Annotated in this window: 23 protein-coding genes and 1 tRNA gene; 5 read left to right on the forward strand and 19 right to left on the reverse strand. The window is 64.4% G+C overall.

Translation table 11 applies throughout. The features are described 5' to 3' along the window. Window positions 1-11: 11 nt before the first annotated feature. The 19 genes from UNPF46_RS13485 to UNPF46_RS13575 form a co-directional block, all read right to left on the reverse strand. Window positions 12-1520, reverse strand: a complete 1509-nt coding sequence (locus UNPF46_RS13485; protein ID WP_100179691.1) for an NADH-quinone oxidoreductase subunit M — start codon at window positions 1518-1520, stop codon at window positions 12-14. Further along, window positions 1521-3599 (reverse strand): NADH-quinone oxidoreductase subunit L, encoded by a 2079-nt coding sequence (gene nuoL, locus UNPF46_RS13490; RefSeq protein WP_142250335.1) that lies wholly within the window; start codon window positions 3597-3599, stop codon window positions 1521-1523. It lies immediately after the preceding gene. 8 nt (window positions 3600-3607) lie between these two features. Then, on the reverse strand, window positions 3608-3916 hold the full coding sequence (gene nuoK, locus UNPF46_RS13495) for an NADH-quinone oxidoreductase subunit NuoK (protein WP_008547737.1): 309 nt from the start codon (window positions 3914-3916) through the stop codon (window positions 3608-3610). After that, on the reverse strand, window positions 3913-4551 hold the full coding sequence (locus UNPF46_RS13500) for an NADH-quinone oxidoreductase subunit J (RefSeq protein WP_100179689.1): 639 nt from the start codon (window positions 4549-4551) through the stop codon (window positions 3913-3915). Before UNPF46_RS13500 ends, nuoK begins: the two co-directional genes overlap by 4 nt. 137 nt (window positions 4552-4688) lie before the next feature. Then, entirely contained in the window at window positions 4689-5183 is a 495-nt protein-coding gene (nuoI, locus tag UNPF46_RS13505; protein ID WP_191093171.1) for an NADH-quinone oxidoreductase subunit NuoI, read from the reverse strand. Between the two features lie 8 nt (window positions 5184-5191). Continuing rightward, complete coding sequence (nuoH, locus tag UNPF46_RS13510) at window positions 5192-6259, reverse strand: NADH-quinone oxidoreductase subunit NuoH (RefSeq protein ID WP_100179688.1); 1068 nt, start codon at window positions 6257-6259, stop codon at window positions 5192-5194. 4 nt (window positions 6260-6263) lie between these two features. Next, the gene (gene nuoG / locus UNPF46_RS13515; protein WP_142250336.1) at window positions 6264-8339 is read right to left on the reverse strand and encodes an NADH-quinone oxidoreductase subunit NuoG; all 2076 of its coding nucleotides are present in this window, start codon (window positions 8337-8339) and stop codon (window positions 6264-6266) included. 13 nt (window positions 8340-8352) lie between these two features. Then, window positions 8353-8562, reverse strand: a complete 210-nt coding sequence (locus UNPF46_RS13520; protein ID WP_100179686.1) for a hypothetical protein — start codon at window positions 8560-8562, stop codon at window positions 8353-8355. A gap of 5 nt (window positions 8563-8567) precedes the next feature. Continuing rightward, entirely contained in the window at window positions 8568-9893 is a 1326-nt protein-coding gene (nuoF, locus tag UNPF46_RS13525) for an NADH-quinone oxidoreductase subunit NuoF (RefSeq protein ID WP_063194770.1), read from the reverse strand. 15 nt (window positions 9894-9908) lie between these two features. Further along, window positions 9909-10115 (reverse strand): hypothetical protein, encoded by a 207-nt coding sequence (locus tag UNPF46_RS13530; RefSeq protein WP_100179685.1) that lies wholly within the window; start codon window positions 10113-10115, stop codon window positions 9909-9911. Continuing rightward, entirely contained in the window at window positions 10115-10726 is a 612-nt protein-coding gene (gene nuoE, locus UNPF46_RS13535; RefSeq protein WP_142250337.1) for an NADH-quinone oxidoreductase subunit NuoE, read from the reverse strand. Before nuoE ends, UNPF46_RS13530 begins: the two co-directional genes overlap by 1 nt. Before the next feature lie 12 nt (window positions 10727-10738). Further along, window positions 10739-11719 carry an FkbM family methyltransferase gene (locus UNPF46_RS13540; RefSeq protein WP_142250352.1) on the reverse strand — a complete coding sequence of 327 codons (981 nt, stop codon included), beginning with the start codon at window positions 11717-11719 and terminating at the stop codon, window positions 10739-10741. Next, entirely contained in the window at window positions 11719-12915 is a 1197-nt protein-coding gene (locus UNPF46_RS13545; protein ID WP_142250338.1) for an NADH-quinone oxidoreductase subunit D, read from the reverse strand. Before UNPF46_RS13545 ends, UNPF46_RS13540 begins: the two co-directional genes overlap by 1 nt. A gap of 49 nt (window positions 12916-12964) precedes the next feature. Then, a complete protein-coding gene (locus UNPF46_RS13550) occupies window positions 12965-13345 on the reverse strand; it encodes a four helix bundle protein (protein ID WP_142250339.1) in 381 nt (126 codons plus the stop codon). Window positions 13346-13379: 34 nt separating this feature from the next. Continuing rightward, window positions 13380-13985 (reverse strand): NADH-quinone oxidoreductase subunit C, encoded by a 606-nt coding sequence (locus UNPF46_RS13555; protein ID WP_142250340.1) that lies wholly within the window; start codon window positions 13983-13985, stop codon window positions 13380-13382. Window positions 13986-13996: 11 nt separating this feature from the next. Next, entirely contained in the window at window positions 13997-14584 is a 588-nt protein-coding gene (locus UNPF46_RS13560) for a NuoB/complex I 20 kDa subunit family protein (RefSeq protein ID WP_174719151.1), read from the reverse strand. Then, window positions 14575-14940 carry an NADH-quinone oxidoreductase subunit A gene (locus tag UNPF46_RS13565; RefSeq protein WP_100179679.1) on the reverse strand — a complete coding sequence of 122 codons (366 nt, stop codon included), beginning with the start codon at window positions 14938-14940 and terminating at the stop codon, window positions 14575-14577. The genes UNPF46_RS13560 and UNPF46_RS13565 overlap by 10 nt, the downstream gene beginning before the upstream one ends. 689 nt (window positions 14941-15629) lie before the next feature. Next, window positions 15630-17882, reverse strand: coding sequence for a TonB-dependent siderophore receptor (locus UNPF46_RS13570; protein ID WP_181769914.1), 2253 nt, complete (start codon window positions 17880-17882; stop codon window positions 15630-15632). Between the two features lie 177 nt (window positions 17883-18059). Further along, on the reverse strand, window positions 18060-18575 hold the full coding sequence (locus tag UNPF46_RS13575; protein ID WP_100179677.1) for a MarR family winged helix-turn-helix transcriptional regulator: 516 nt from the start codon (window positions 18573-18575) through the stop codon (window positions 18060-18062). A gap of 184 nt (window positions 18576-18759) precedes the next feature. Between UNPF46_RS13575 and UNPF46_RS13580 the strand changes: the two genes are divergently transcribed. The 5 genes from UNPF46_RS13580 (at window position 18760) to UNPF46_RS13600 (ending at window position 22406) form a co-directional block, all read left to right on the forward strand. Further along, the gene (locus UNPF46_RS13580) at window positions 18760-19950 is read left to right on the forward strand and encodes an aromatic ring-hydroxylating dioxygenase subunit alpha (RefSeq protein ID WP_100179676.1); all 1191 of its coding nucleotides are present in this window, start codon (window positions 18760-18762) and stop codon (window positions 19948-19950) included. Window positions 19951-20010: 60 nt separating this feature from the next. Next, window positions 20011-21306, forward strand: a complete 1296-nt coding sequence (locus tag UNPF46_RS13585; protein ID WP_142250342.1) for a spinster family MFS transporter — start codon at window positions 20011-20013, stop codon at window positions 21304-21306. A 142-nt stretch (window positions 21307-21448) separates the two neighbouring features. Then, window positions 21449-21652: a hypothetical protein gene (locus UNPF46_RS13590; protein ID WP_100179674.1), complete on the forward strand. Its 204-nt coding sequence runs from the start codon at window positions 21449-21451 to the stop codon at window positions 21650-21652. A 161-nt stretch (window positions 21653-21813) separates the two neighbouring features. Continuing rightward, window positions 21814-21890 (forward strand) — tRNA-Asp (locus UNPF46_RS13595). Window positions 21891-22076: 186 nt separating this feature from the next. Then, window positions 22077-22406: an HU family DNA-binding protein gene (locus UNPF46_RS13600; protein ID WP_142250343.1), complete on the forward strand. Its 330-nt coding sequence runs from the start codon at window positions 22077-22079 to the stop codon at window positions 22404-22406. The last annotated feature ends 135 nt before the right edge of the window (window positions 22407-22541 follow it).

A 22541-nucleotide genomic window follows, 5' to 3' on the forward strand; every position in this document is an offset into this window, starting at 1 on the left:
GACCTGCCCGATCAATGGAGCAGTGCGGCGGCCTTCACGGCCGTCACAGCGGTGTTGTAGTTGTTAACGAGTTGCTGGACCGAGGCGGCCGACATGTCGAGCACCGGCTTCGGATAGACGCCGAACAGGATCGTCAGCGCGATCATCGGGAACAGCGTCAGGCACTCACGGAAGGTGAGATCCTTCATGCTCGCGAGCGACGGCTTGACCAGCGCGCCGAACACGACCTTGCGGTAGAGCCACAGCGCATAGGCTGCCGACAGGATCACGCCGAAGGTGGCGAAGAACGCGGTCGGGATCGAGACCTTGAAGGTCCCGAGCAGCGTCATGAACTCGCCGACGAAGCCGGAGGTGCCGGGCAGACCGACATTGGCCATGGTGAAGACCATGAAGGTCATCGCGTAGAGCGGCATCCGGTTGACGAGGCCGCCATAGGCCGCGATTTCGCGGGTGTGCAGGCGGTCGTAGACCACGCCGACGCAGAGGAACAGCGCGCCGGAGACGATGCCGTGCGAGATCATCTGGAACACGCCGCCGGCAACGCCCTGCATGGTGCCGGCGAAGATGCCCATGGTGACGAAGCCCATATGCGCGACGGACGAGTACGCGATCAGCTTCTTCATGTCCTCCTGCATCAACGCCACCAGCGAGGTGTAGATGATGGCGATGGCCGAGAGCGTGAAGATCAGCGGCGCGAAGTCGTGCGAGGCCAGCGGGAACATCGGCAGCGAGAAGCGCAGGAAGCCGTAGCCGCCCATCTTCAGCAGGATCGCGGCCAGAACCACCGAGCCCGCCGTCGGGGCCTCGACGTGCGCGTCGGGCAGCCAAGTGTGCACCGGCCACATCGGCATCTTCACCGCAAACGAGGCGAAGAAGGCCAGCCACGCCCAGGTCTGCAGGTTCCGCGGCACGGCGGTGTGCATCAGGGTCGGGATGTCGGTGGTGCCGCCGTTCCAGTACAGCGCCATGATGGCGAGCAGCATCAGGACCGAGCCGAGCAGCGTGTAGAGGAAGAACTTGAACGACGCGTAGACCCGGCGCGGACCGCCCCAGACGCCGATGATCAGGAACATCGGGATCAGGCCGCCCTCGAAGAACAAATAGAACAGCACGAGATCGAGCGCCGAGAAGGTGCCGATCATCAGCGTTTCCAGGATCAGGAACGCCATCATGTATTCGCGGACGCGGTTGGTGATCGCCTTCCAGCTCGCGATGATGCAGAACGGCATCACGGCGGTGGTCAGGATCACCAGCGGCAGCGAAATGCCGTCGACACCCATGTGATAGGTGATGCCGGTGGCGAGCCAGTTCGCCTTCTCGACGAACTGGAAGTCGGGATTGCTGGGGTCAAAGCGCATGACCAGGATCACCGACACCGCGAAGGTGATCAGCGTGGTCCAGAGCGCGATCCAGCGCGAGTTGCGCTTGGCCGCCTCGTCATCGCCGCGACTGAGATAGACGATCAGCGCGCCGACCAGCGGCAGGAACGTCGTGACCGAAAGGATGGGCCAGGTCGTCATTTACTGGCCTCCAAAGCCGAACATGAACCAGGTGATCAGGCCGGCGGCTCCGATCAGCATGGCGAATGCGTAGTGATAGAGATAGCCAGTCTGGATCTTCACGACGTTGCGGGTGACGTCCAGCACGCGAGCGGAGACGCCGTCGGGGCCGAAGCCGTCGATGACGAAGCCGTCGCCCTTCTTCCAGAGCTGATAGCCGATCCACTTCGCCGGACGGACGAAGATCAGATCGTAGAGCTCGTCGAAGTACCATTTGTTGAGCAGGAACTGGTACAGCATCGGCTGCGTGTTGGCGAGCTCGACCGGCAGATAAGGCCGGCGGATGTAGAACAAATACGACACGAGGAAGCCCAGCACCATCATCACCGTCGGCAGGAAGGCGATGGTCTCGGGGATGTGGTGCATCTCCTCGATGATATGCGGGTTCATCTTCACGGACTCGCGGAAGAACTCCTCGACGCCGTGACCGGCGAACAGCTCCTTGAACGGGAAGCCTGCGACGAACGAGCCGACCGCGAGCACGCCGATCGGGATCAGGATCCAGAGCGGGGCTTCATGCGCGGCCTCGTAGTGGTGCTCGTCATGCGGCTCGCCGTGGAAGGTCTTGAAGATCAGGCGCCAGGAGTAGAACGAGGTCAGGCCGGCGGCGACGATGGTCATCAGGAAGCCGTACACCGCGAACGGGTTGTGCGAGGCATAGGCCGCTTCGATGATCGCGTCCTTGGAGAAGTAGCCGGCCGTGAGCGGGAATCCGGTCAGCGCGAGCGTGCCGACCACCATCACCGCATAGGTGTAGGGGATCTTCTTCCAGAGGCCGCCCATGTTGCGGATGTCCTGCTCGTGGTGCATCGCGTAGATCACCGAGCCGCTCCCCAAGAACAACAGCGCCTTGAAGAAGGCGTGCGTGAACAGGTGGAACATGCCGACCGAATAGGCCCCTGCCCCCATCGCGACGAACATGTAGCCGAGCTGCGAACAGGTCGAATAGGCGACGATGCGCTTGATGTCGTTCTGGACGAGGCCGATGGTCGCCGCGAAGAACGCGGTGGTGGCGCCGAAGAACATCACGACGGCCTGTGCGGTCGGAGCGAGCTCGAACAGCGGCGACAGGCGCGCCACCATGAACACGCCGGCGGTGACCATGGTCGCGGCGTGGATCAGCGCCGAGACCGGCGTCGGGCCTTCCATCGCGTCCGGCAACCAGGTGTGCAGCAGGAACTGCGCCGACTTGCCCATCGCGCCCATGAACAGCAGGAGACAGGTCAGGGTCAGCGCGTCGGCGTGCCAGCCGAGGAAGTTGATGGTCTTGCCGGTCAGGCTCGGCGCGGCATGGAAGATCGTCTCGAAATCGGTCGAGCTCGTCAGCATGAAGATTGCGAAGATGCCGAGCGCAAAACCGAAGTCGCCGACGCGGTTGACGACGAAGGCCTTGATGGCGGCCGCGTTCGCCGACGGCTTCTGGTACCAGAAGCCGATCAGCAGGTAGCTGGCGAGACCCACGCCTTCCCAGCCGAAGAACAGCTGCACCAAATTGTCCGCCGTCACCAGCATCAGCATGGCGAAGGTGAACAGCGAGAGATAGCCGAAGAAGCGCGGCCGGTTCGGGTCCTCGTCCATGTAGCCGATGGAATAGAGGTGCACGAGCGAGGACACGGTCGTCACCACCACCAGCATCACGGCGGTGAGCGTGTCGACCCGCAGCGTCCACCAGACCTGGAGATCGCCGGAGAAGATGAAGGGCAGCAGCTGGATGCGGGTGTCGTGGTGCATGAAGCCGACATCGACCAGCGTCATCCAGGACAGCGCCGCCGAGACGAACAGCAGCCCCGTCGTGATCAGCTCGGCGCCGCGCGAGCCCGCCGCAGGCGGCTCGACCGGACCGTGGCCATGATCGTCGTGACCGTGATCGTCGTGGCCATGGTCACCATGGGCCGCCGACGCGTGGGCGTCGCCGTGGCCGTGGTCACCATGATGCTCGACCTCGTCACCCGAGGGGTTGCGGGCATGCGCGCCGGCCAGGGCGATGAGCCCCGCCAGAATGGCGCCCAGCAGAGGCAGGAAAACGATTGCCTGAACCATTTGAGCGCTCAGCCCTTCATCAGATTGACGTCCTCAACCGCGATCGAGCCGCGGTTGCGGAAATAGACCACCAGGATGGCGAGACCGATCGCGGCTTCGGCCGCAGCGACGGTCAGCACCAGCAGCGCGAAGACCTGGCCGACGATGTCGCCGAGGAAGGTCGAGAACGCCACGAGGTTGATGTTGACCGAGAGCAGGATCAGCTCGATCGACATCAGGATGACGATGATGTTCTTGCGGTTCAGGAAGATGCCGAGGATCCCGAGCGTGAACAGGATCGCGCCGACCGCCAGGTAATGTCCGAGCCCGATCGTCATTTCACCCACTCCGCCGCATCGGCATCCGAGAGCCCCTGCCCCGGCGCCACCTTGCGCATCGCCATCGCCATCTCGGGCGTGCGCGCGTTCTGAACGTTGATGTCCTGCCGCTTCACGCTCGCCTTGTGGCGCAGCGTCAGCACGATGGCGCCGATCATGGCGACCAGCAGCACCATGCCCGAGAGCTGGAAGTAGTGGATGTACTTCGTATACAGCACGAGCCCGAGCGCCTCGGTGTTGCTGACATTGGTCGGGATCGCCGCCGTGATCGTCTTGCTGACACCGGGGTTGATGACCCAGAAGCCGACGGTGAGCAGCAGCTCGAACAGGAAGATGCCTCCGATCACGAGGCCGACCGGCAGGTACTCGATGAAGCCCTCGCGCAGCTCGAGGAAGTCGACGTCGAGCATCATGATCACGAACAGGAACAGCACCGCGACCGCGCCGACATAGACGACGATCAGCATCATGCCGAGGAACTCGGCGCCCATCAGCACGAACAGGCCGGAGGCGTTGACGAAGGCCAGGATCAGGTACAGCACGGAGTGCACGGGATTGCGCGAGACAATCACCATCACGGCCGAGGCGACGCAGACGCCGGCGAAGAGATAGAAGAACAGCGCGGGAAGGATCATCGGGCAGTCCCCGTCATTCCGGGGCGCGGGCAAAGCCCGCGAACCCGGAATCTGGAGGTTGTGGCGCGAGATTCCGGGTTCGCGCTGCGCGCGCCCCGGAATGACGTGGTGATGGCGGGAAGGATCATGCCCTCACCTCACCGGTACGGCGCGTCGAGCTCGATCGCTTTCGCGATCTCGCGTTCCCAGCGATCGCCGTTGGCGAGCAGCTTGGCCTTGTCATAGAACAGTTCCTCGCGGGTCTCGGTCGCGAACTCGAAGTTCGGGCCTTCGACGATGGCGTCCACAGGACAGGCCTCCTGGCAGAGGCCGCAATAGATGCACTTCACCATGTCGATGTCGTAGCGCACGGTGCGGCGGGTGCCGTCGTTGCGGCGCGGGCCGGCCTCGATGGTGATGGCCTGCGCCGGGCAGACCGCCTCGCACAGCTTGCAGGCGATGCAGCGCTCTTCGCCGTTCGGATAGCGGCGCAGCGCGTGCTCGCCGCGGAAGCGCGGCGAGATCGGGCCCTTCTCGAACGGATAGTTCAGCGTCGGCTTCGGCTGGAAGAAATAGCGCATGGCGAGGAAGAACGCCGAGACGAATTCCGACAACAGAAGCGAGCGTGCAGTGGCGTTGACGTTGATACCCATGACAGCCCTCACTTCGGCGCGATGCCGGCGAAATGCAGCACGCCGGCCACCACGATCACCATCGCCAGCGACAGCGGCAGGAAGACCTTCCAGCCGAGGCGCATCAGTTGGTCATAGCGGTAGCGCGGCACGATCGCCTTTGCCATCGCGAACAGGAAGAACATGAAGAACAGCTTCAGCGAGAACCAGATGATCCCCGGCACCCAGTTGAAGGGCGGCAGATCCACCGGCGGCAGCCAGCCCCCGAGGAACAGGATCGTGGCCATCGCGCACATCGTGACGATCGCAACGTACTCGCCGAGCATGAACAGCAGGTACGGCGTCGAGCCGTACTCGACCATGAAGCCGGCGACGAGCTCGGATTCCGCCTCGACGAGGTCGAAGGGCGGACGGTTGGTCTCCGCCAGCGCCGAGACGTAGAACACCACGAACATCGGGAACAGCGGCCAGACGTACCAGTTCAGGATGGTGAGCTGCGGCAGCCCGATCAGGCTGGCCAGACCGCGCACGTGCTGAGCCTCGACCACGGCCGACAGGTTCAGCGTGCCGGCGCAGAGCAGCACCGTGATGATGACGAAGCCGATCGAGACTTCATAGGACACCATCTGCGCCGCCGAGCGCAGCGCGGCCAGGAACGGGTACTTCGAGTTCGACGACCAGCCGGCCATGATGATGCCGTAGATCGACAGCGACGAGATCGCGAAGATGAAGAGGATGCCGACATTGATGTCGGAGATCACCCAGCCGAGATTGGTCGGGATCACCGCCCAGGCCGCGAGCGCGAGCACGCACGAGACCAGCGGGGCCAGCAGGAAGACGCCCTTGTTGGCGCCGGCCGGGATGATCGGCTCCTTCAGCACGAACTTCAGGAGGTCCGCGAAGGATTGCAGCAGGCCCCACGGGCCGACCACGTTCGGGCCGCGACGGATCTGCACCGCCGCCCAGATCTTGCGGTCGGCGAGCAGGATGTAGGCGATCGCCACCAGCAGGACGACGAGCACCAGCACGCTCTCGGCGACCATGATGATCAGCGGCCAGAGGAAACCGGTCCAGAATGCGCTTTCGAAAAATTCCATCAGCTCACTCCGCTGCGGTCAGCATCTGCCCGGAGGCAAGCCGCGAGCACTCCGCCATCACGGCGGACGCACGCGCGATTGGGTTGGTCAAATAGAAGTCCTCGACCAGCGGCTTGAACGGCGCCTTCTCGGGCGAGCCGCCCTTCCCCGCCAGCTTCTTGATCTGGTCGGCGGAGCCGGCCTCGATCTGGTCGAGACGGATCAGATGCGGCACGGCCTTGAAGACCGCCTGGCGCAAAGCGGCCAGCGAGTCGTAGCCGAGCTTCTTGCCGAGCGCCTCCGACAGTGCGCGAACGATCGCCCAGTCCTCGCGGGCTTCGCCCGGCGGGAACGCGGCGCGGCCCGTCATCTGCACGCGGCCTTCGGTGTTGACGTAGATCGCGGACTTCTCGGTGTAGGCGGCCGCCGGCAGGATCACGTCGGCGCGATGGGCGCCGCGGTCGCCATGGGTGCCGATGTAGACGACGAAGGTGCCGTCGGGGGCGTTGATCTCGTCGGCGCCGAGCAGGAACAGCAGGTCCAGCGTGCCGAACGTCGTCATCTGCGCGGCATTCAGGCCGCCGCCGGTTGCGGAGAAGCCGATGTCGAGCGCACCGACCCGCGAAGCGGTCTCGTGCAGCACGCCAAAGCCGGTCCAGCCGTCCTTGAGAGCGCCGACATCGAGCGCCAGCTTGGCGGCGGCGGCGAGAATGGCCGCGCCGTCGTGACGGGCGGCCGCGCCCGCGCCGACCAGGATGATCGGATTCTTGGCGTTCTTCAGCACGTCCATGAAGGAGTGCTTGCCGGCCGCGAGCTCACCGAGCGTCTCGGTGCCCGCACCGAGATGATCATAGTCGTAGGTGAGATCGACCTTGGCGCCGATGACGCCGACCTTGAAGCCGCCGGCGCGCCAGCGCTTGCGGATGCGGGCGTTGAACACGGCCGCCTCTTTCCGCGGATTGGCGCCGATGATGAGCAGCGCGTCGGCCTGCTCGACGCCTGCGAGCGTCGGGTTGAAGATGTAGGAGCCACGGCCGAGCGCGGGATCGAAGGCATCGCCGCCCTGCACCGCCAGGTTGCCCGAACCGAACTTGGCGAGCAGGTCCTTCAGCGCGAACATCTCCTCGACACCGGCGAGGTCGCCGGCGATCGCGCCGATGCGCTTGCCGTCGGTGCGCGCCGCCTTCGCTGCGATCGCGGCGAAGGCCTCGGGCCACGTTGCCGCGCGCAGCTTGCCGGCCTCGCGGACATAGGGACGATCGAGGCGCTGGGTGCGCAGGCCGTCGACGATGTGGCGGGTCTTGTCGGAGATCCACTCCTCGTTGACGGCCTCGTTGATGCGGGGCAGTACGCGCATCACCTCACGGCCGCGGGTGTCGACGCGGATCGCAGATCCCACGCCGTCCATGACGTCGATCGACTGGGTCTTGCCGAGCTCCCACGGACGCGCGGCGAAGGCGTAGGGCTTCGAGGTCAGCGCGCCGACCGGGCAGATGTCGACGAGATTGCCCTGCAATTCCGACGTCAGCGCGTGCTCGAGATAGGTCGTGATCTCCATGTCCTCGCCGCGGCCGGTGGCGCCCATCTCGGGGGCGCCGGCGACTTCCGCCGAGAAGCGGACGCAGCGCGTGCACTGGATGCAGCGGTTCATCGAGGTCTTGACCAGCGCGCCGAGATATTTGTCCTCGACCGCGCGCTTGTTCTCGGCGAAGCGGCTGGTGTCGACACCATAGCCCATCGCCTGGTCCTGCAGATCGCACTCGCCGCCCTGGTCGCAGATCGGGCAGTCCAAGGGATGGTTGATCAGAAGGAATTCCATCACGCCTTCGCGTGCCTTCTTCACCATCGGGGAACGCGTCGAGATCTCCGGCGGCTCGCCCTTGGGGCCCGGACGGCAGTCGCGCACGCCCCAGGCGCAGCTCGCGACCGGCTTCGGGCCGCCCTTCACCTCGACGAGGCACATCCGGCAATTGCCGGCGATCGACAGCCGCTCGTGATAGCAGAAGCGCGGAATCTCGGCGCCGGCCGCCTCGCACGCCTGAAGCAGCGTGTATTCGGCGGGCACATCGATCTCTTTGCCGTCGATGATGAGCTTGGTCATTGGCTCAGTTCTCTCAATGCGATACGTCGGTCAGCTCGAGGCGTCTCTCGATCCGGTCAACGCGAATCTCCAGCCGATCAAGTCTACGGTTCACTCCGGCCAAGCCCTCTTCCATCGCGGTCACGCGCACCTTCACATCCTGCAGATCGTCTGCCATCCGCTCAGTTCGCTGATCGATCTTGCGCAGCAAGGCAAGCACGATGTTGTCGGGTTCGTCGGCCATTCTCTCTACTCCGCCGCGACCATGTTCACGGGATCGCGGACGCCGATATCGTCGATGTCGGACTTGTGCGAATACTCGTCGATGCGCGCTTCGATCTCGTGACGGAAATGCGCGATCAGGCCCTGGATCGGCCACGCCGCCGCGTCGCCGAGCGCGCAGATGGTGTGGCCTTCGACCTGCTTGGTGACCTCCAGCAGCATGTCGATCTCGCGCTTGTGGGCGCGGCCTTCGGCCATGCGAGTCAAGACGCGCCACATCCAGCCGGTGCCCTCGCGGCACGGCGTGCACTGGCCGCAGCTCTCGTGCTTGTAGAAATAGGAGATGCGGGCGATGGCGCGGATCAGGTCGGTCGACTTGTCCATCACGATCACGGCCGCGGTGCCGAGGCCCGAGCGCAGCTTGCTCAGGCTGTCGAAATCCATCGGCGTGTCGATGATCTGCTCGGCCGGCACCATGCGCACCGAGGAGCCGCCGGGGATCACGGCCTTGAGGTTGTCCCAGCCGCCGCGGATGCCGCCGCAATGCTTCTCGATCAGCTCACGGAACGGAATGCCCATGGCCTCTTCGACGTTGCAGGGCCGCTCGACATGACCGGAGATGCAGAAGAGTTTCGTGCCGACATTGTTCGGACGGCCGATGCCGGCGAACCAGGCCGCGCCGCGGCGCAGAATGTCGGGCGCAACGGCGATCGACTCGACGTTGTTGACGGTGGTCGGGCAACCGAACAGGCCGACATTGGCCGGGAACGGCGGCTTCAGCCGCGGCTGGCCCTTCTTGCCCTCGAGGCTTTCAAGCAGCGCGGTCTCTTCGCCGCAGATATAGGCGCCGGCGCCGTGCGCGACGTAGATGTCGAACGGCCAGCCGTTGACGTTGTCCTTGCCGACCAGCTTGGCCTCGTAGGCCTGGTCGATCGCGGCCTGCAGATGCTCGCGCTCGCGGATGAACTCGCCGCGGACATAGATGTAGCAGGCATGCGCGTTCATCGCGCAGCTCGCGATCAGGCACCCCTCGATCAACAGATGCGGATCGTGCCGCATGATCTCGCGATCCTTGCAGGTGCCGGGCTCGGACTCGTCGGCGTTGACGACGAGATAGCTCGGACGGCCGTCGGTCGATTCCTTCGGCATGAAGGACCATTTCAGACCGGTCGGGAAACCGGCGCCGCCGCGGCCGCGGAGCCCTGAGGCCTTCATCTCGTTGATGATCCAGTCGCGGCCCTTGTCGATGATGTTCTTGGTGCCATCCCAGGCGCCACGGCGCCGCGCACCCTCGAGCCCCCAGTCGTGGAGGCCGTAGAGGTTCTTGAAGATGCGGTCCTTGTCCTCGAGCATATCAGTGCTTTCCGATCAACGAATGGTCTGCTTGTAGGCAAGTCCGGCGGCGCAGACGGCGAAGGTCAGCGCCCAGAGCAGACTGGATTCCAGCGACGCGTTCAGGGTGAAGCGCTGTACCAGGAAGATGAAGGCGGCCGCCACGGCGGCGTGCATCGCGACGAAGCCCCACTTCTTCATGGCACCGCTCCCCTGCACCAAAGGCTGCGAGAGATCACGCATCAGGTGATCTCCTTCAGCGTGGTCGGTCCTGATATCGGCGCCGAGAACTGGCGGCCGTTCTGCGGACCGGGCTTGGGCGGATTGCCCGAAGCAAAACCGTCGAGCACCTTGCCGAAGCTTTCCTTGGTCAGGTCCTCATAGGTGTCCTTGCCGATCAGCACCATCGGCGCGTTCACGCAGGCTCCCAGGCACTCGACCTCTTCCCAGCTGAAATTGCCGTCCTTGGAGAGATGGAAGGGCTCGTGATGGATGCGGTGCTCGCAGACGTGGATCAGCTCCTCGGCGCCGCGCAGCCGGCACGGCGTGGTGCCGCAGACCTGGACGTGGGCCTTCTTGCCCACGGGTGCGAGCTGGAACATGGTGTAGAAGGTCGCAACCTCGAGCACGCGGATATAGGGCATGTCGAGCATGTCGGCGATGACGCGGATCGCGGCTTCCGAGACCCAGCCATCGTGCTGCTCCTGCGCGCGCCAGAGAATGGCGATGACCGCGGAAGCCTGGCGGCCGGCCGGATATTTCGCGATCTGCTGCTTGGCGAATGCGAGGTTCTCATCCGTGAACGCAAAGCTCGCGGGCTGGACTTCCTTCGGTGCTAATCGGCGAACGGACATCTGTTCAATCTCTCACTGCATGCGGCGCGCGGACTTCGCATTCAAGTTCTTGGCATTCAGGGCTTCGATCCTGTCCTGCCAGAATGCGCTTGCGGTGCCGAAAACGTTGTAGCCGACGTGGGTCGAGACCTTGATGCGGTCGAGGATCGACAGCTCGGTCACGGTCTCCATCCGGTTGCTGCGCGGATCGAACACGATCAGCTTCAGCGGGGTCTGCTCGAGGATGTAGCGCGACACCGCATGCGAGCGGTCGCTGCCGTGTTCCTCGCACATGACGACGCTGTCGGCCTGCAGCAGCCGCGCGCCGCCCTTGATCGCCTCGATCTCGACGCCCTCGACGTCGAGCTTGATCAGGTACTTGCCGGTAGCGGCAATCCTGCCGTCGTCGATGAGATTGTCGAGCGAGACGACCGGCACCTCCTCACCGCCCGCCGAGGGATCGCCGGCGATGCTGAAGGCCTCGTGCTTGGTTCCGGAGAGCCGCGCGGTGCCGCGGGTGGCGCCGATGGCGCATTTCAGGGTCTCGAAGCGACCAGCGTTGACGCGGGCGTTGTTGGCGAGCTTCGGGTAGTTCTGCCCCGACGGCTCGATCGCGATCGCCTTGTGCGAGCCGAACGGCTTGCTCGACACCAGCACCGACCAGTAGCCGTAATTGGCGCCGCAATCGAGCAACGTGTAGTCGACGTCGATGCTATCGGAGAACAGCAGCTCGAGCTCGTCCTCGTAATTGTAGGAGCGGTTGAGCAGCTTGCTCCAATAGCCGTCGCCGTAAGGGAATTCGAACACGGCGTCGGGATTGAGCCTGATCGCGATGTTGCGCTCGGGCAGCGTCTTCCGCAGCAGATTCGCGCAGGCGATGTAGCCCATATGCGAGAAATGCGAGGAGATCTTCGATCCCGTCATCAGCGCCAAGGCAGCCGTCCGCTCCCACAGGTTGGCCCCTTCCAGGGCCCCCGAGGCGCGGTCAAACTGGATTGGCGCCTGCTGCCCCATCACCGATCGACCTCTCCGAACACGATGTCGAGCGAGCCGAGGATCGCCGAGACGTCGGCGAGCAGATGGCCGCGGCAGATGTGATCCATCGCCTGCAGATGCGCAAAGCCCGGCGCGCGGATCTTGCACTTGTAGGGCTTGTTGGTGCCGTCGGAGATCAGATAGACGCCGAACTCGCCCTTGGGCGCCTCGACCGCGGCATAGACTTCGCCGGCCGGCACGTGAACGCCTTCGGTGTAGAGCTTGAAGTGGTGGATCAGCGCTTCCATCGAGCGCTTCATCTCGCCGCGGCGCGGCGGCGCGACCTTGTTGTCTTCGACGACGACGGGGCCCTTGCCGTCGGGCGCGCTCAGCTTCTGGATGCACTGCTTCATGATGCGCACGGACTGGCGCATCTCTTCCATGCGGATCAGATAGCGGTCGTAGCAGTCGCCGTTCTTGCCGATCGGGATGTCGAAATCCATCTCGGCATAGCATTCGTAGGGTTGCGACTTGCGCAGGTCCCAGGCCGCGCCCGAGCCGCGCACCATCACGCCGGAGAAGCCCCACTCCCAGGCTTCCTTCAGCGGCACCACGCCGATGTCGACGTTGCGCTGCTTGAAGATGCGGTTGGCGGTGAGCAGGCGGTCGAGGTCGTCCACGACCTTCAGGAACGGATCGCACCAGGCCTCGATGTCGTCGACCAGCTTCTGCGGCAGGTCCTGATGCACGCCGCCGACGCGGAAGAAGGCCGCATGCATGCGGCTGCCGGAGGCGCGCTCGTAGAACACCATCAGCTTCTCGCGCTCTTCGAAGCCCCACAGCGGCGGGGTCAGCGCGCCGACGTCCATCGCCTGCGTGGTGACGTTCAGAAGATGGGAGAGGATGCGGCCGATCTCACAATAGAGCACGCGGATCAGCTGGCCGCGGCGCGGCACCTCGATGCCGAGCAGCTTTTCGGCGGCGAGGCAGAAGGCGTGCTCCTGGTTCATCGGCGCGACGTAGTCGAGCCGGTCGAAGTAAGGGATCGCCTGCAGATAGGTCTTCTGCTCGATCAGCTTCTCGGTGCCGCGGTGAAGCAGTCCGATATGGGGATCGACGCGGGCGACGACTTCGCCGTCAAGCTCCAGCACGAGGCGCAGAACGCCGTGCGCCGCCGGATGCTGCGGTCCGAAGTTGATCGTAAAGTTGCGAAGCTGTTCGGGTTGCTCGTTCATGACGCAGCTCCTGCTGCGAGGCGAATGGCGAATGGTGAATGGCGAATGGTCATTTCGTGGACTTGTCCTGCAGAGAACGTATCAAGGCGCGAAGCATTTTGCCTAAGCTCTCGCATCGCCCCAAGATTGGCTCCAGATCGGAAGCAGCCAAAATGCCGACGCGCTCCGCCAAGAGCAGATGAGTTTCCAGCTCCTTCAGCGACCCCTGCGATATTCGCAGTGATTGCACAAAACTGCCGGTGTTTTCGCGTCCATGCCCTTCGGCGATGTTTGCCGGAATAGACGCTGCCGCACGCCGGATCTGGGAGGTCAGCCCGAAAAGTTCGTCGCGAGGGAATCGACCCGTCAATCGATAACAGGACTCCGCCAGAGACATGGCATCCTGCCACACTCTCAGGTCCCGATACGAATTGATCGACTGGTCGCTCAACTAACATCCCTATTCGCCACTCGCTATTCGCTACTCACTGCTTCGCCTTCTCGTCACCGGGAAGCGGATAGTCCGCCCCTTCCCACGGCGAGAGGAAATCGAACTTGCGGAATTCCTGGTTGAGCCGGACGGGCTCGTACACCACCCGCTTCTCCTGGTCGTCGTAGCGGACCTCGACGAAGCCGGTGGTCGGGAAATCCTTGCGCAGCGGATGGCCCTCGAAGCCGTAATCGGTGAGGATACGGCGCATGTCGGGATGGCCGACGAAGAACACGCCGTAGAGGTCGTAGGCCTCGCGCTCGAACCAGTCGGCACCGGGGAACACCTCGATCAGCGACGGCACCTGCGTGGTCTCGTCGGCCTGGGCCTTGAGCCGGATGCGGGTGTTCAGGGTCGGTGACAGGAAGTGATAGATCACGTCGAAGCGCTTCTCGCGCGACGGATAGTCCGCGGCCGTGATGTCGGTGAAATTGATGAAGCGGCAGCTCGGGTCGTCGCGGAGGTATTTGACCACCTCGACGATCTTGCTGGCCTCGACATCAACCGTCAGCTGGTTGAAGGCCACCGAATGACCGGTGGCGGCGCCCGGAAGCGCGCTAACGATCGTCTGCCCCAGGGCGTCGAGCTTGGCGTCGTCCATGACGTAAAACCTTAGCGTTCGATGGTGCCGGTGCGCCGGATCTTCTTCTGCAGCAGCAGCACGCCGTAGAGCAGCGCTTCCGCCGTGGGCGGGCAGCCCGGCACGTAGATGTCGATCGGCACGATGCGGTCGCAGCCGCGCACGACCGAGTAGGAATAGTGATAGTAGCCGCCGCCATTGGCGCAGGAGCCCATCGAGATGACGTAGCGCGGCTCCGGCATCTGGTCGTAGACCTTGCGCAGCGCGGGCGCCATCTTGTTGGTCAAGGTGCCCGCGACGATCATCACGTCGGACTGGCGCGGCGAGGCACGCGGCGCGAAGCCGAAGCGCTCGACGTCGTAGCGCGGCATCGACACCTGCATCATCTCGACCGCGCAGCAGGCGAGACCGAAGGTCATCCACATCAGGGAGCCGGTACGGGCCCAGGTGATGAGGTCGTCGGTCGCGGCCACGAAGAAGCCCTTGTCGGACAGCTCGGAATTGACCTCGAGGAAGAACGGATCATTGGCCCCGACCGGCTTGCCGGTCGACGGGTCGAGAATGCCCTTGGCGGCCGGCGCAACAACCGGACCCGCGGACGATGCAGGGTTCAATCCCATTCCAGTGCCCCTTTCTTCCATTCATAGGCGAACCCGACCGTCAGCACGGCGAGGAACACCACCATGGACCAGAAGCCGGTCGCGCCAAGCTTGCCGAACGCCACCGCCCAGGGAAACAGGAACGCCACCTCGAGGTCGAAGATGATGAAGAGGATGGCGACCAGGTAGAAGCGGACGTCGAACTTCATGCGCGCGTCGTCGAAGGCGTTGAAACCGCACTCATACGCCGACAGCTTTTCCGGATCCGGCTGCTGGAACGCCACGATGAAGGGCGCGATCAGCAGCACGAGGCCGATGAGGCCCGCTACCGCTATAAAGACGACGAGTGGAAGATAGTTCTGCAGAATGCCGCTCATTGGCGAGCCCTTTTTTCCGCAGCCTCGGGACAGCCACGGATTCGTCCGATTTGGAATTGTTCTGAGCCTTAGCGCAGTGCACCAATGGGCGCAAGACACGCTCTTTTCAGGCCCTTTTGCCGCCCCCGGAGCGGTGAAAATCCCGGAATCACCCCGCGCTGGTATGGAGCAGATCGCAGGGCCCAGCAAGGGCAGCCACCGGTTTTGCAGGGTAGCAGCTCGAGATTGCGGCGCACAGGCCATGGCCCCACTTTGCCGTGCTTCGTCCGAGAAAAACGCGGTTTCGGGCGCGGGGCGCGCACCCAAACCGAGCCGTGGTCACCGGCGGAAGCGCCCGGCTGTCACCCCGGCGCCATATTGCCGAAGGTCATCCCGACCAGCGCCGCCAGACGGCCGATGATCATCACGGTCGCGGGCCGGGAGGAGTTGCCGCAAAGACACCTATCCACAGGCGCAAAGCGATCAGACGAGCCATGCATCGCGGTGGGACCGGCCTGCCCCCTCAAGCGAGCGGCACGATCGGGCGATATATTGCGGTCCGGCCGATCGCGAGCGCGGCGGCGGCGACGTCCAAAGGCCGCCGCGCGCGCCGCGCTCGGATGAGCTTCAGGCCGGGGGGCATAGCCGGGAGCTCATCTATCGCCCGAAGGAAGATCAGCGGCACCAGGTGCCGCCCTCCTCCCCATCCCTCACCATTTGTAGGAGACACTGGCGGTGACGCGCCGGCGGTCGCCATAGAAGCAGGACGTCGCGGACGAACAGCTCGCGACGTAGATCTTGTCGGTCAGGTTGATGACGTTGAGCGCCGTCCGCCAGTTCTGCCATTCGTAATGGAGCGCGAGGTCGCCGAGCACCACCGCGGGAACCTCGAGCGTGTTGGCCGCATCGGCCCAGGACGCGCCGATATAGCGGACGCCGCCGCCGAAGCCGAAGCCCTCGAGCGGTCCGTCCTTGAAGGTGTAGTCGGCCCAGCCCGACACCAGCATCTCGGGCGTGTTGGTCGGGGTCTTTCCGACCAGCGACGGATCGAGATCCCGGCTGGTGAAGAGATGATAGGCGGTGAAGGCGCCGATCAGCTTGAGTTCCCTGGTGGCATTGGCCACCGCTTCGAGCTCGATGCCGCGCGAGGTCACCTCGCCGGTCTGGGTTTGCAGCAGCGCATTCGACGGATCGGTGGTGGCCACGTTCTGGCGCTTCAGGTCGAACACCGAGGCGGTGAAATAGCCGTCGAACCCCTTCGGCGCGACCTTCACGCCGATTTCAGCCTGCTTGCCGGTTTCCGGCAGGAACAGCTGGTTCTGCGCGTTGAGACCGATGATCGGATTGTAGCTGGTCGCGTAAGAGACGTAAGGCGCGATGCCGTTGTCGAAATTGTAGATCAGGCCGGCGCGCCCGCTGAACTTGCTGTCATTGCGGCTGGCAACATTTGCGCCGGTGTCGCGGGCGTCTTGCGTCGTCTCGACCCAGTCGTTGCGGCCGCTCAGCACCAGCGTGAAATTGCCGAGCTTCATCTGGTCCTGGAGATAGGTGCCGGCCTGTTTTTGCGTGATCTGGAAATTCCGGAACGGAGCGCTCGGGAGCGGAGTTTCGGCTGCTCCATAGACGGGATTGAAAATGCTGATCGAGGGCACGCCAAACCCGAAGGCCTGATAGTCGTCGATCTGATAGCCCTTCAGATCGACCCCGAACAGCATCGTGTGCCGCACCGGCCCCGTGCTGAAACGATACTCCAGCTGGTTGTCCAGATTGGCCTGGTTGGCGGTGTTCTTCGCATACCAATTATATCGCCCCATCGTGGCGGTGTTGATGTTGTCCCAACCGTTGCCGATGTAGCCGCGATAGGTCAGGTCGATATGCGCGAACCGCGCATTCTGCCGGAACGTGAGGTCGTCGGTGAGATTGCGTTCGAACTGGTAGCCGAGCATCTCCTGCTCGCGCGTGAACTTGTCGACGCTGGGGTCGCCGACGAAGAAGCTGGTCGGGATCTTGCCGAACGGCGCGTTCGTCACCGTGCCCTGGTAGGGCAGGAAATTGATGCCCCTCGTATCCGTCTTCGAGGCCGATGCGAGCACCGTGAAGGACGTGTCGGCATCCGGCTTCCACGTGAAGGACGGCGCGATGAAGTAATTGTTGTCGGGCGTGAAGTCGACCTGCGTACCGCCGTTCCTGACCTCGCCGACGACGCGGTAGAACAGCTTGCCGTCTTGCGGCCGGGTCGCGATCGGCCCGCCGACATCGAAGCCGACATAGGCATTGCCGAAATTGTTGACGCCGGTCTCGATGTAGCGGATCGGCTCGGTGGGCGGCATCTTGCTGATGACGTTGACGATGCCGCTCGGGCTCGATCCGCCATAGAGCACGGCCGACGGACCGCGCAGGACTTCGACGCGCTCCATGTTGGACGGCGGCAGCCGCCAGCTCGCATAGGAGGTGTAGAACAGCTGCATGCCGTCGAGGAACAGTCCGATGTCGTCGGACTTGAAGCCGCGGATCAGCCACCAATCGTTGCGCGTGTCGGCGCCGAAGGTCCCCGCCCGCACGCCGGCGGTGTAGCGCAGCACCTCGTCGAGCTTGGTCGGCTTCTGGTCGCGGATCTGCTCGGCGCCGATCACCGACACCGCCTGCGGCGTCTCCATGATCGGCGTATTGGTCTTGGTGCCGGACAAGCTGCGCCCGGCGACGTAGCCGTGCACCGGCCCGCGCGGGGTCTCGACGAAGCCGACATCGCGGCGGGGCTGCGGCTTGCGGCTGGCAACGCTCTGCTCCGAGGCCCGCGGCGCACGGCGTTGAGGGGGCGTGGTCGCGCGGCGGCGCGCTTCCGGCGCGATGACCGTCACCGACGGCAGGTTCGTTGCACCACCTTGTGCCGACGATTGCGCAAGCGATGCCTGCGGGACCAGGACCAAAGCGGACGCGGTCGCCAATACGGCTGACCGCAGCATTCCAAGACTGTTCAACGCGCCACCCCAAAGCTGCATGCCCGATGCGTCATGCCGCCTGTCACCGGACGGCACGCGCTCGACGGCGACGCTTATGTGAGGGTGCGAAAATTCCCTAATTGAAAAGGTCTTAGAAGGACTCTTAGAAGCGATCCAACATGTCGAGAGATCGCTGCGAGATCAACGCGCGTTCTTCTCGCTCTCGAGCATCTCGGCGGCGATCGCCGTGAGCCGGTCAACCTGACCCAGCAGCGTGTGGAACTCGGCTTCACTCAGATCTTCCAGCAGGCGCCGGTTGCGCTCCTGCGCGCCGTCGACAATCGCATCATGCGCGGCAAGGCCCGCCGCCGTCAGCGAGACCAGCACCTCGCGGCTGTCCTTCGGATTCGCCGATTTCGCGATCAGCTTGCGCGACACCAGATTGGCCAGCGCGCGGCTGATCTGCCCCTTGTCCTGGCCGACGGCTTCGGCGAGCCGCGCCACGCTCATTGGCGGCCGGCGGCCGAGCGAAGCGACGAGCCCAAACTCGACCGAGGACAATCCGGTGAGGCGCTTGTAGCGCAGGATCGCACCGCGCTTGAGCAGATTGGCGAGCACCATCAGTCGCGACGACAGCATCACGGTGACCGGGGCCGACGGCTCGCTGTCCTCCGCTGCGGGCGACGTCACCCCGCCCCTGCTCTCGGTCTGGCTCATGATCCACCTCTGCCAAGAAAGCCCAAGCCTGCCAAGTCCAAGCCTGCCAAAGCCCGCGGGCCTTCCCATCAAATGCATCTAAGAGGCATTTGGAAGATCGTTGACATTGTCATCGAATTATTTTTCACTCTGGGCAATGCGAAAGAATGAGGCCCGGACCAAGGGCCGCAGCGGGAGGACCGGCATGACCATCACCCAGCGGGATCGCGATCTCGGCACGGCCTATGCGATGAAGCCGGCGCACACGCGCACCGAGCTGACCTCGGTCGGGCGCGGCACACCGATGGGTGAGCTGCTGCGCCGCTACTGGCATCCGGTCGGGCTCGCTTCCGACGCCACCGACACACCGAAGAAGGTGCGCGCGCTCGGCGAGGATCTCGTCCTGTTCCGCGACAAGCACGGCCGCGCCGGCCTGTTGCACGCCCGCTGCTGCCATCGCGGCACGACGCTGTACTACGGCAAGGTCGAGGAGGACGGCATCCGCTGCTGCTATCACGGCTGGAAATTCGACACCGAGGGCCATTGCCTGGAGCAGCCCTGCGAGCCCGACGGCGGCCAGTTCAAGGACAAGGTGCGCCAGCCCTGGTATCCGGTCGAGGAGCGCTACGGCCTGATCTTCGCCTATATGGGCCCGGCCGAGAAACGGCCGGTGCTGCCGGCGTACGAGTGCCTGGAGACCATGGACGACGGCGAGCAGGTCGAGGCCGATGATTCCTCGATCGGCGGCGGCGGCCCCACCATCATCCCCTGCAACTGGCTGCAGCATTTCGAGAACGTGGTCGATCCCTATCACGTGCCGGTGCTGCACGGCTCGTTCTCGGGGCCGCAATTCACTGACATGATGGCCTCCATCCCCGAGGTGAAGTTCGAGAAATCGCCGCGCGGCGTGCTCGTGCGCTCCGAACGCAAGCAGGACGACGGCAAGGTGTTCTATCGCGTCAGCGAGGCGGCGCTGCCGACCTTGCGCGTGGTGCCGAACCCGCGCGTCGCGCAGTTCGCCCGCGTCGAGTCCATCGGCTGGGTGCTGCCGATCGACGACGGCTCGTTCCGCATCTACGTCGCCGGCCGCGTCAAGAACCCCGGCGACATCGGCCGGATGCGCTCGAAGTTCAACGGCAAGTTCTGGTGGGACATGACCGAGGCAGAGCACCAGCAATTCCCGGGCGACTACGAGGCCCAGGTCGGCCAGGGCGAGGTCACCGTTCACTCCGAGGAACATTTCGGCCAGAGCGACCGCGGCATCCTCCTGATCCGGCGCATGCTGAGCGATCAGCTCGACGCGCTCGCCGCAGGCCGCGACCCGATCGGCGTCTCGTTCGATGCGAGCGCGCCGCCGGTGGAGTTCGAGGCGGGGAATTACATCCGCGAAGGCTGATCTACCAGCTCCAAACGGAGCTGGACCGACAACGATAATAAACACAAATTGGGGGAAGCCATGGTCGACGTGACGTCACAAATGTCGGTGCAGACGGCTGCCGCGGCAAAGCCCTCGGCGCGGCGCTATTACGTGCTGGGGCTGCTCACCATCATCTACGCGCTGAACTTCCTCGACCGCACGATCTTCAACGTGCTGATCGAGCCCATCAAGAAAGAGTTCGCCCTCAGCGACACCATGATGGGCCTGCTCGCAGGCTTTGGCTTTGCGCTGTTCTATTCCCTGCTCGGCATTCCCATCGCGCGCGTCGCCGACCGGGTCAACCGGCGCAACATCGTCGCGTTGGCGTTCGCGTTCTGGAGCGCGATGACGGCGCTGTGCGGTGCCGCCACCAGCCTGACCTCGCTGGCGCTGGCGCGCATCGGCGTCGGCATCGGCGAATCCGCAGGCTCTCCCGCCTCGCAATCGATCGTCGCCGATCTCTTCGCCAAGAACGAGCGCCCGCGCGCGCTCGGGATCTACGCCATCGGCACCTATCTCGGCGTTTTCCTCGGCTATTTCGTCGGCGGCTACGTCAACCAGCACTATGGCTGGCGGATGGCGTTCTACGTCGCCGGCCTGCCCGGCATCCTGCTCGCCGTCGTGCTGTGGCTGACGATCTCCGAGCCGAAGCGCGGCGCGATGCAGGAGAGCTTCGTGCCCGAGCCGCTCGGGCCAACATTGCGCTTTCTCGCCTCGCAGCGCAGCTTCATCATCGTCCTGATCGGCTTCTGCCTCACGACTTACACGAACTACGCCACCGCGGCCTGGATCCCGCCGTTCCTGGCGCGCGTGCATCATCTGTCCAGCGCCGAGATCGGCACCTATGCCGGCACCTTCAAGGGCCTTGCCGGCATGGCCGGTACCTTGCTCGGCGGTTTCGTGGTGGCGCAAGTGAGCCGCCGCGACGACCGCTGGAAGCTGTGGGCGCCCGCGATCACCTCCGGCCTTGCCGGCCCGGTGTTCGCGCTGTGCATGCTGACGCAGGACTTCAGGATGATGGTCGCCATGCTGGCGCTGACCTCGTTCCTGGTCGGCTTCCATCTCGGCCCGATCTTCGCGATCGCGCAGACGGTGGCCAAGCCCAGCATGCGGGCGCTCGCCTCCGCGCTGATCGCGCTGACCGCCACCTGCTTCGGCCAGGGCGTCGGCCCGCTCGCGGTCGGCATGGTCAACGACGCGTTGAAGGGTAGCTATGGCGCCGAGGCCGTGCGCTATTCCCTGCTCTCGGCGGCGGTCACGACCACGCTCGGCGCCCTGCTCTTCATCTGGGCGGCACGGTCGATCCGGGCCGATATCGACCGGGTGGCGGCCTGAGACCTCATCTGACCGCAAGCCCGGCGAAACCCAGCGGGCGTATTAATGAAACCATTTTGCGGAACCCGCGAAACCATCCGGAAACAGATGGTCCTTAAGACATGAGCCCATAGACGGCGGCAAAGCCCGTCGGGAGGCTCAGATGAACCACTCCATTCACTCTGCTGATCGTGCGACCCACCTGAAGATCGTGGTGGTGGCGCTGGTGGCCGGCATCATGGTGGCCGGCTTCGGCATCGCAGCCCGCACCAACGCCGATTACAGCCAGACCGCCCAGGCCACCCACGTGATCAAGGCCGGCAAGCCGGTGGTGGTGACGAGCGCCGGGACGTCCGAGATTCGCTGAAACGTCCTCTTCCGGACTGACCCATGGCCGCCTCCGGGCGGCCTTTTTCGTTTTCCAGAGCAATGCTTAAGCGGAGATGCGCCGGCGCTTCGCAACGTCCTTGACTTCACCCAGCCCCGCCTTTAAGTCCCCCCTCGTTCCGCGCGCATCGAGCGAACCACGCGGGAGTAGCTCAGTTGGTTAGAGCGCCGGCCTGTCACGCCGGAGGTCGCGGGTTCGAGCCCCGTCTCTCGCGCCATTTTGGCAATCCCTTCAAAAACTTAGCCCGAACTTCTCGACGCCTTTCGCGGCGATGGCCGGCGTCCGGCGGGAACTGGTGGCATAGTCAGCTGGCGCCCGAATCGTCTACGTCTCAAAGGACTTAGAGGGAGCTCCACGTTTTCCCGGCATTTTCGGGGCTTCCCGGTCATTGAGGAGGCCAGCCATGGCTAAGAAGGATTCGGCCAAGAAGGATTCGGCGAAGAAGTCAGCCGCTTCTGCCACCATTACGCTCAAGCACCTCGCCGCCGACATCGCCGAGAGTCAGGACCTGTCCAAGAAGCGCGCCGAGGCCGTCCTGACCGACATGGTCGATCTGATCGCCAAGCACCTGAAGAAGGGCGACCGCGTCCGCATCGTCGGGCTCGGCATCCTCCAGGTCCGCAAGCGCGCCGCCCGCACCGGCCGCAATCCCGCCACCGGCGAGCCGATCCACATCAAGGCCAGCAAGAAGGTCACGTTCCGCCCCGTGAAGGAACTGAAAGAGGCGATCTAGATTCCCGTTTTGACGCGGTTTCTTCACGCGAACCGGGATCCACTTCGCTCGAAAACGCTGCAAGCCAGATTTCGTTAAGGCTGATCTCATCTCGTTCCGGCCGCAACGCGGCCCGCTTTCTGATATACCGCCTCT

This window comes from Bradyrhizobium sp. UNPF46 (assembly GCF_006658625.1).
Lineage (GTDB): Bacteria > Pseudomonadota > Alphaproteobacteria > Rhizobiales > Xanthobacteraceae > Bradyrhizobium > Bradyrhizobium nitroreducens.

What these genes read in the sequence shown, in the direction of transcription:
- UNPF46_RS13485 (WP_100179691.1), bottom strand. Translation starts at nt 1,520, where the DNA reads ATGACGACCTGGCCCATCCTTTCGGTCACGACGTTCCTGCCGCTGGTC.
- nuoL (WP_142250335.1), bottom strand. Translation starts at nt 3,599, where the DNA reads ATGGTTCAGGCAATCGTTTTCCTGCCTCTGCTGGGCGCCATTCTGGCG.
- nuoK (WP_008547737.1), bottom strand. Translation starts at nt 3,916, where the DNA reads ATGACGATCGGGCTCGGACATTACCTGGCGGTCGGCGCGATCCTGTTC.
- UNPF46_RS13500 (WP_100179689.1), bottom strand. Translation starts at nt 4,551, where the DNA reads ATGATCCTTCCCGCGCTGTTCTTCTATCTCTTCGCCGGCGTCTGCGTC.
- nuoI (WP_191093171.1), bottom strand. Translation starts at nt 5,183, where the DNA reads ATGGGTATCAACGTCAACGCCACTGCACGCTCGCTTCTGTTGTCGGAA.
- nuoH (WP_100179688.1), bottom strand. Translation starts at nt 6,259, where the DNA reads ATGGAATTTTTCGAAAGCGCATTCTGGACCGGTTTCCTCTGGCCGCTG.
- nuoG (WP_142250336.1), bottom strand. Translation starts at nt 8,339, where the DNA reads ATGACCAAGCTCATCATCGACGGCAAAGAGATCGATGTGCCCGCCGAA.
- UNPF46_RS13520 (WP_100179686.1), bottom strand. Translation starts at nt 8,562, where the DNA reads ATGGCCGACGAACCCGACAACATCGTGCTTGCCTTGCTGCGCAAGATC.
- nuoF (WP_063194770.1), bottom strand. Translation starts at nt 9,893, where the DNA reads ATGCTCGAGGACAAGGACCGCATCTTCAAGAACCTCTACGGCCTCCAC.
- UNPF46_RS13530 (WP_100179685.1), bottom strand. Translation starts at nt 10,115, where the DNA reads ATGCGTGATCTCTCGCAGCCTTTGGTGCAGGGGAGCGGTGCCATGAAG.
- nuoE (WP_142250337.1), bottom strand. Translation starts at nt 10,726, where the DNA reads ATGTCCGTTCGCCGATTAGCACCGAAGGAAGTCCAGCCCGCGAGCTTT.
- UNPF46_RS13540 (WP_142250352.1), bottom strand. Translation starts at nt 11,719, where the DNA reads ATGGGGCAGCAGGCGCCAATCCAGTTTGACCGCGCCTCGGGGGCCCTG.
- UNPF46_RS13545 (WP_142250338.1), bottom strand. Translation starts at nt 12,915, where the DNA reads ATGAACGAGCAACCCGAACAGCTTCGCAACTTTACGATCAACTTCGGA.
- UNPF46_RS13555 (WP_142250340.1), bottom strand. Translation starts at nt 13,985, where the DNA reads ATGGACGACGCCAAGCTCGACGCCCTGGGGCAGACGATCGTTAGCGCG.
- UNPF46_RS13560 (WP_174719151.1), bottom strand. Translation starts at nt 14,584, where the DNA reads ATGGGATTGAACCCTGCATCGTCCGCGGGTCCGGTTGTTGCGCCGGCC.
- UNPF46_RS13565 (WP_100179679.1), bottom strand. Translation starts at nt 14,940, where the DNA reads ATGAGCGGCATTCTGCAGAACTATCTTCCACTCGTCGTCTTTATAGCG.
- UNPF46_RS13570 (WP_181769914.1), bottom strand. Translation starts at nt 17,882, where the DNA reads ATGCTGCGGTCAGCCGTATTGGCGACCGCGTCCGCTTTGGTCCTGGTC.
- UNPF46_RS13575 (WP_100179677.1), bottom strand. Translation starts at nt 18,575, where the DNA reads ATGAGCCAGACCGAGAGCAGGGGCGGGGTGACGTCGCCCGCAGCGGAG.
- UNPF46_RS13580 (WP_100179676.1), top strand. Translation starts at nt 18,760, where the DNA reads ATGACCATCACCCAGCGGGATCGCGATCTCGGCACGGCCTATGCGATG.
- UNPF46_RS13585 (WP_142250342.1), top strand. Translation starts at nt 20,011, where the DNA reads ATGGTCGACGTGACGTCACAAATGTCGGTGCAGACGGCTGCCGCGGCA.
- UNPF46_RS13590 (WP_100179674.1), top strand. Translation starts at nt 21,449, where the DNA reads ATGAACCACTCCATTCACTCTGCTGATCGTGCGACCCACCTGAAGATC.
- UNPF46_RS13600 (WP_142250343.1), top strand. Translation starts at nt 22,077, where the DNA reads ATGGCTAAGAAGGATTCGGCCAAGAAGGATTCGGCGAAGAAGTCAGCC.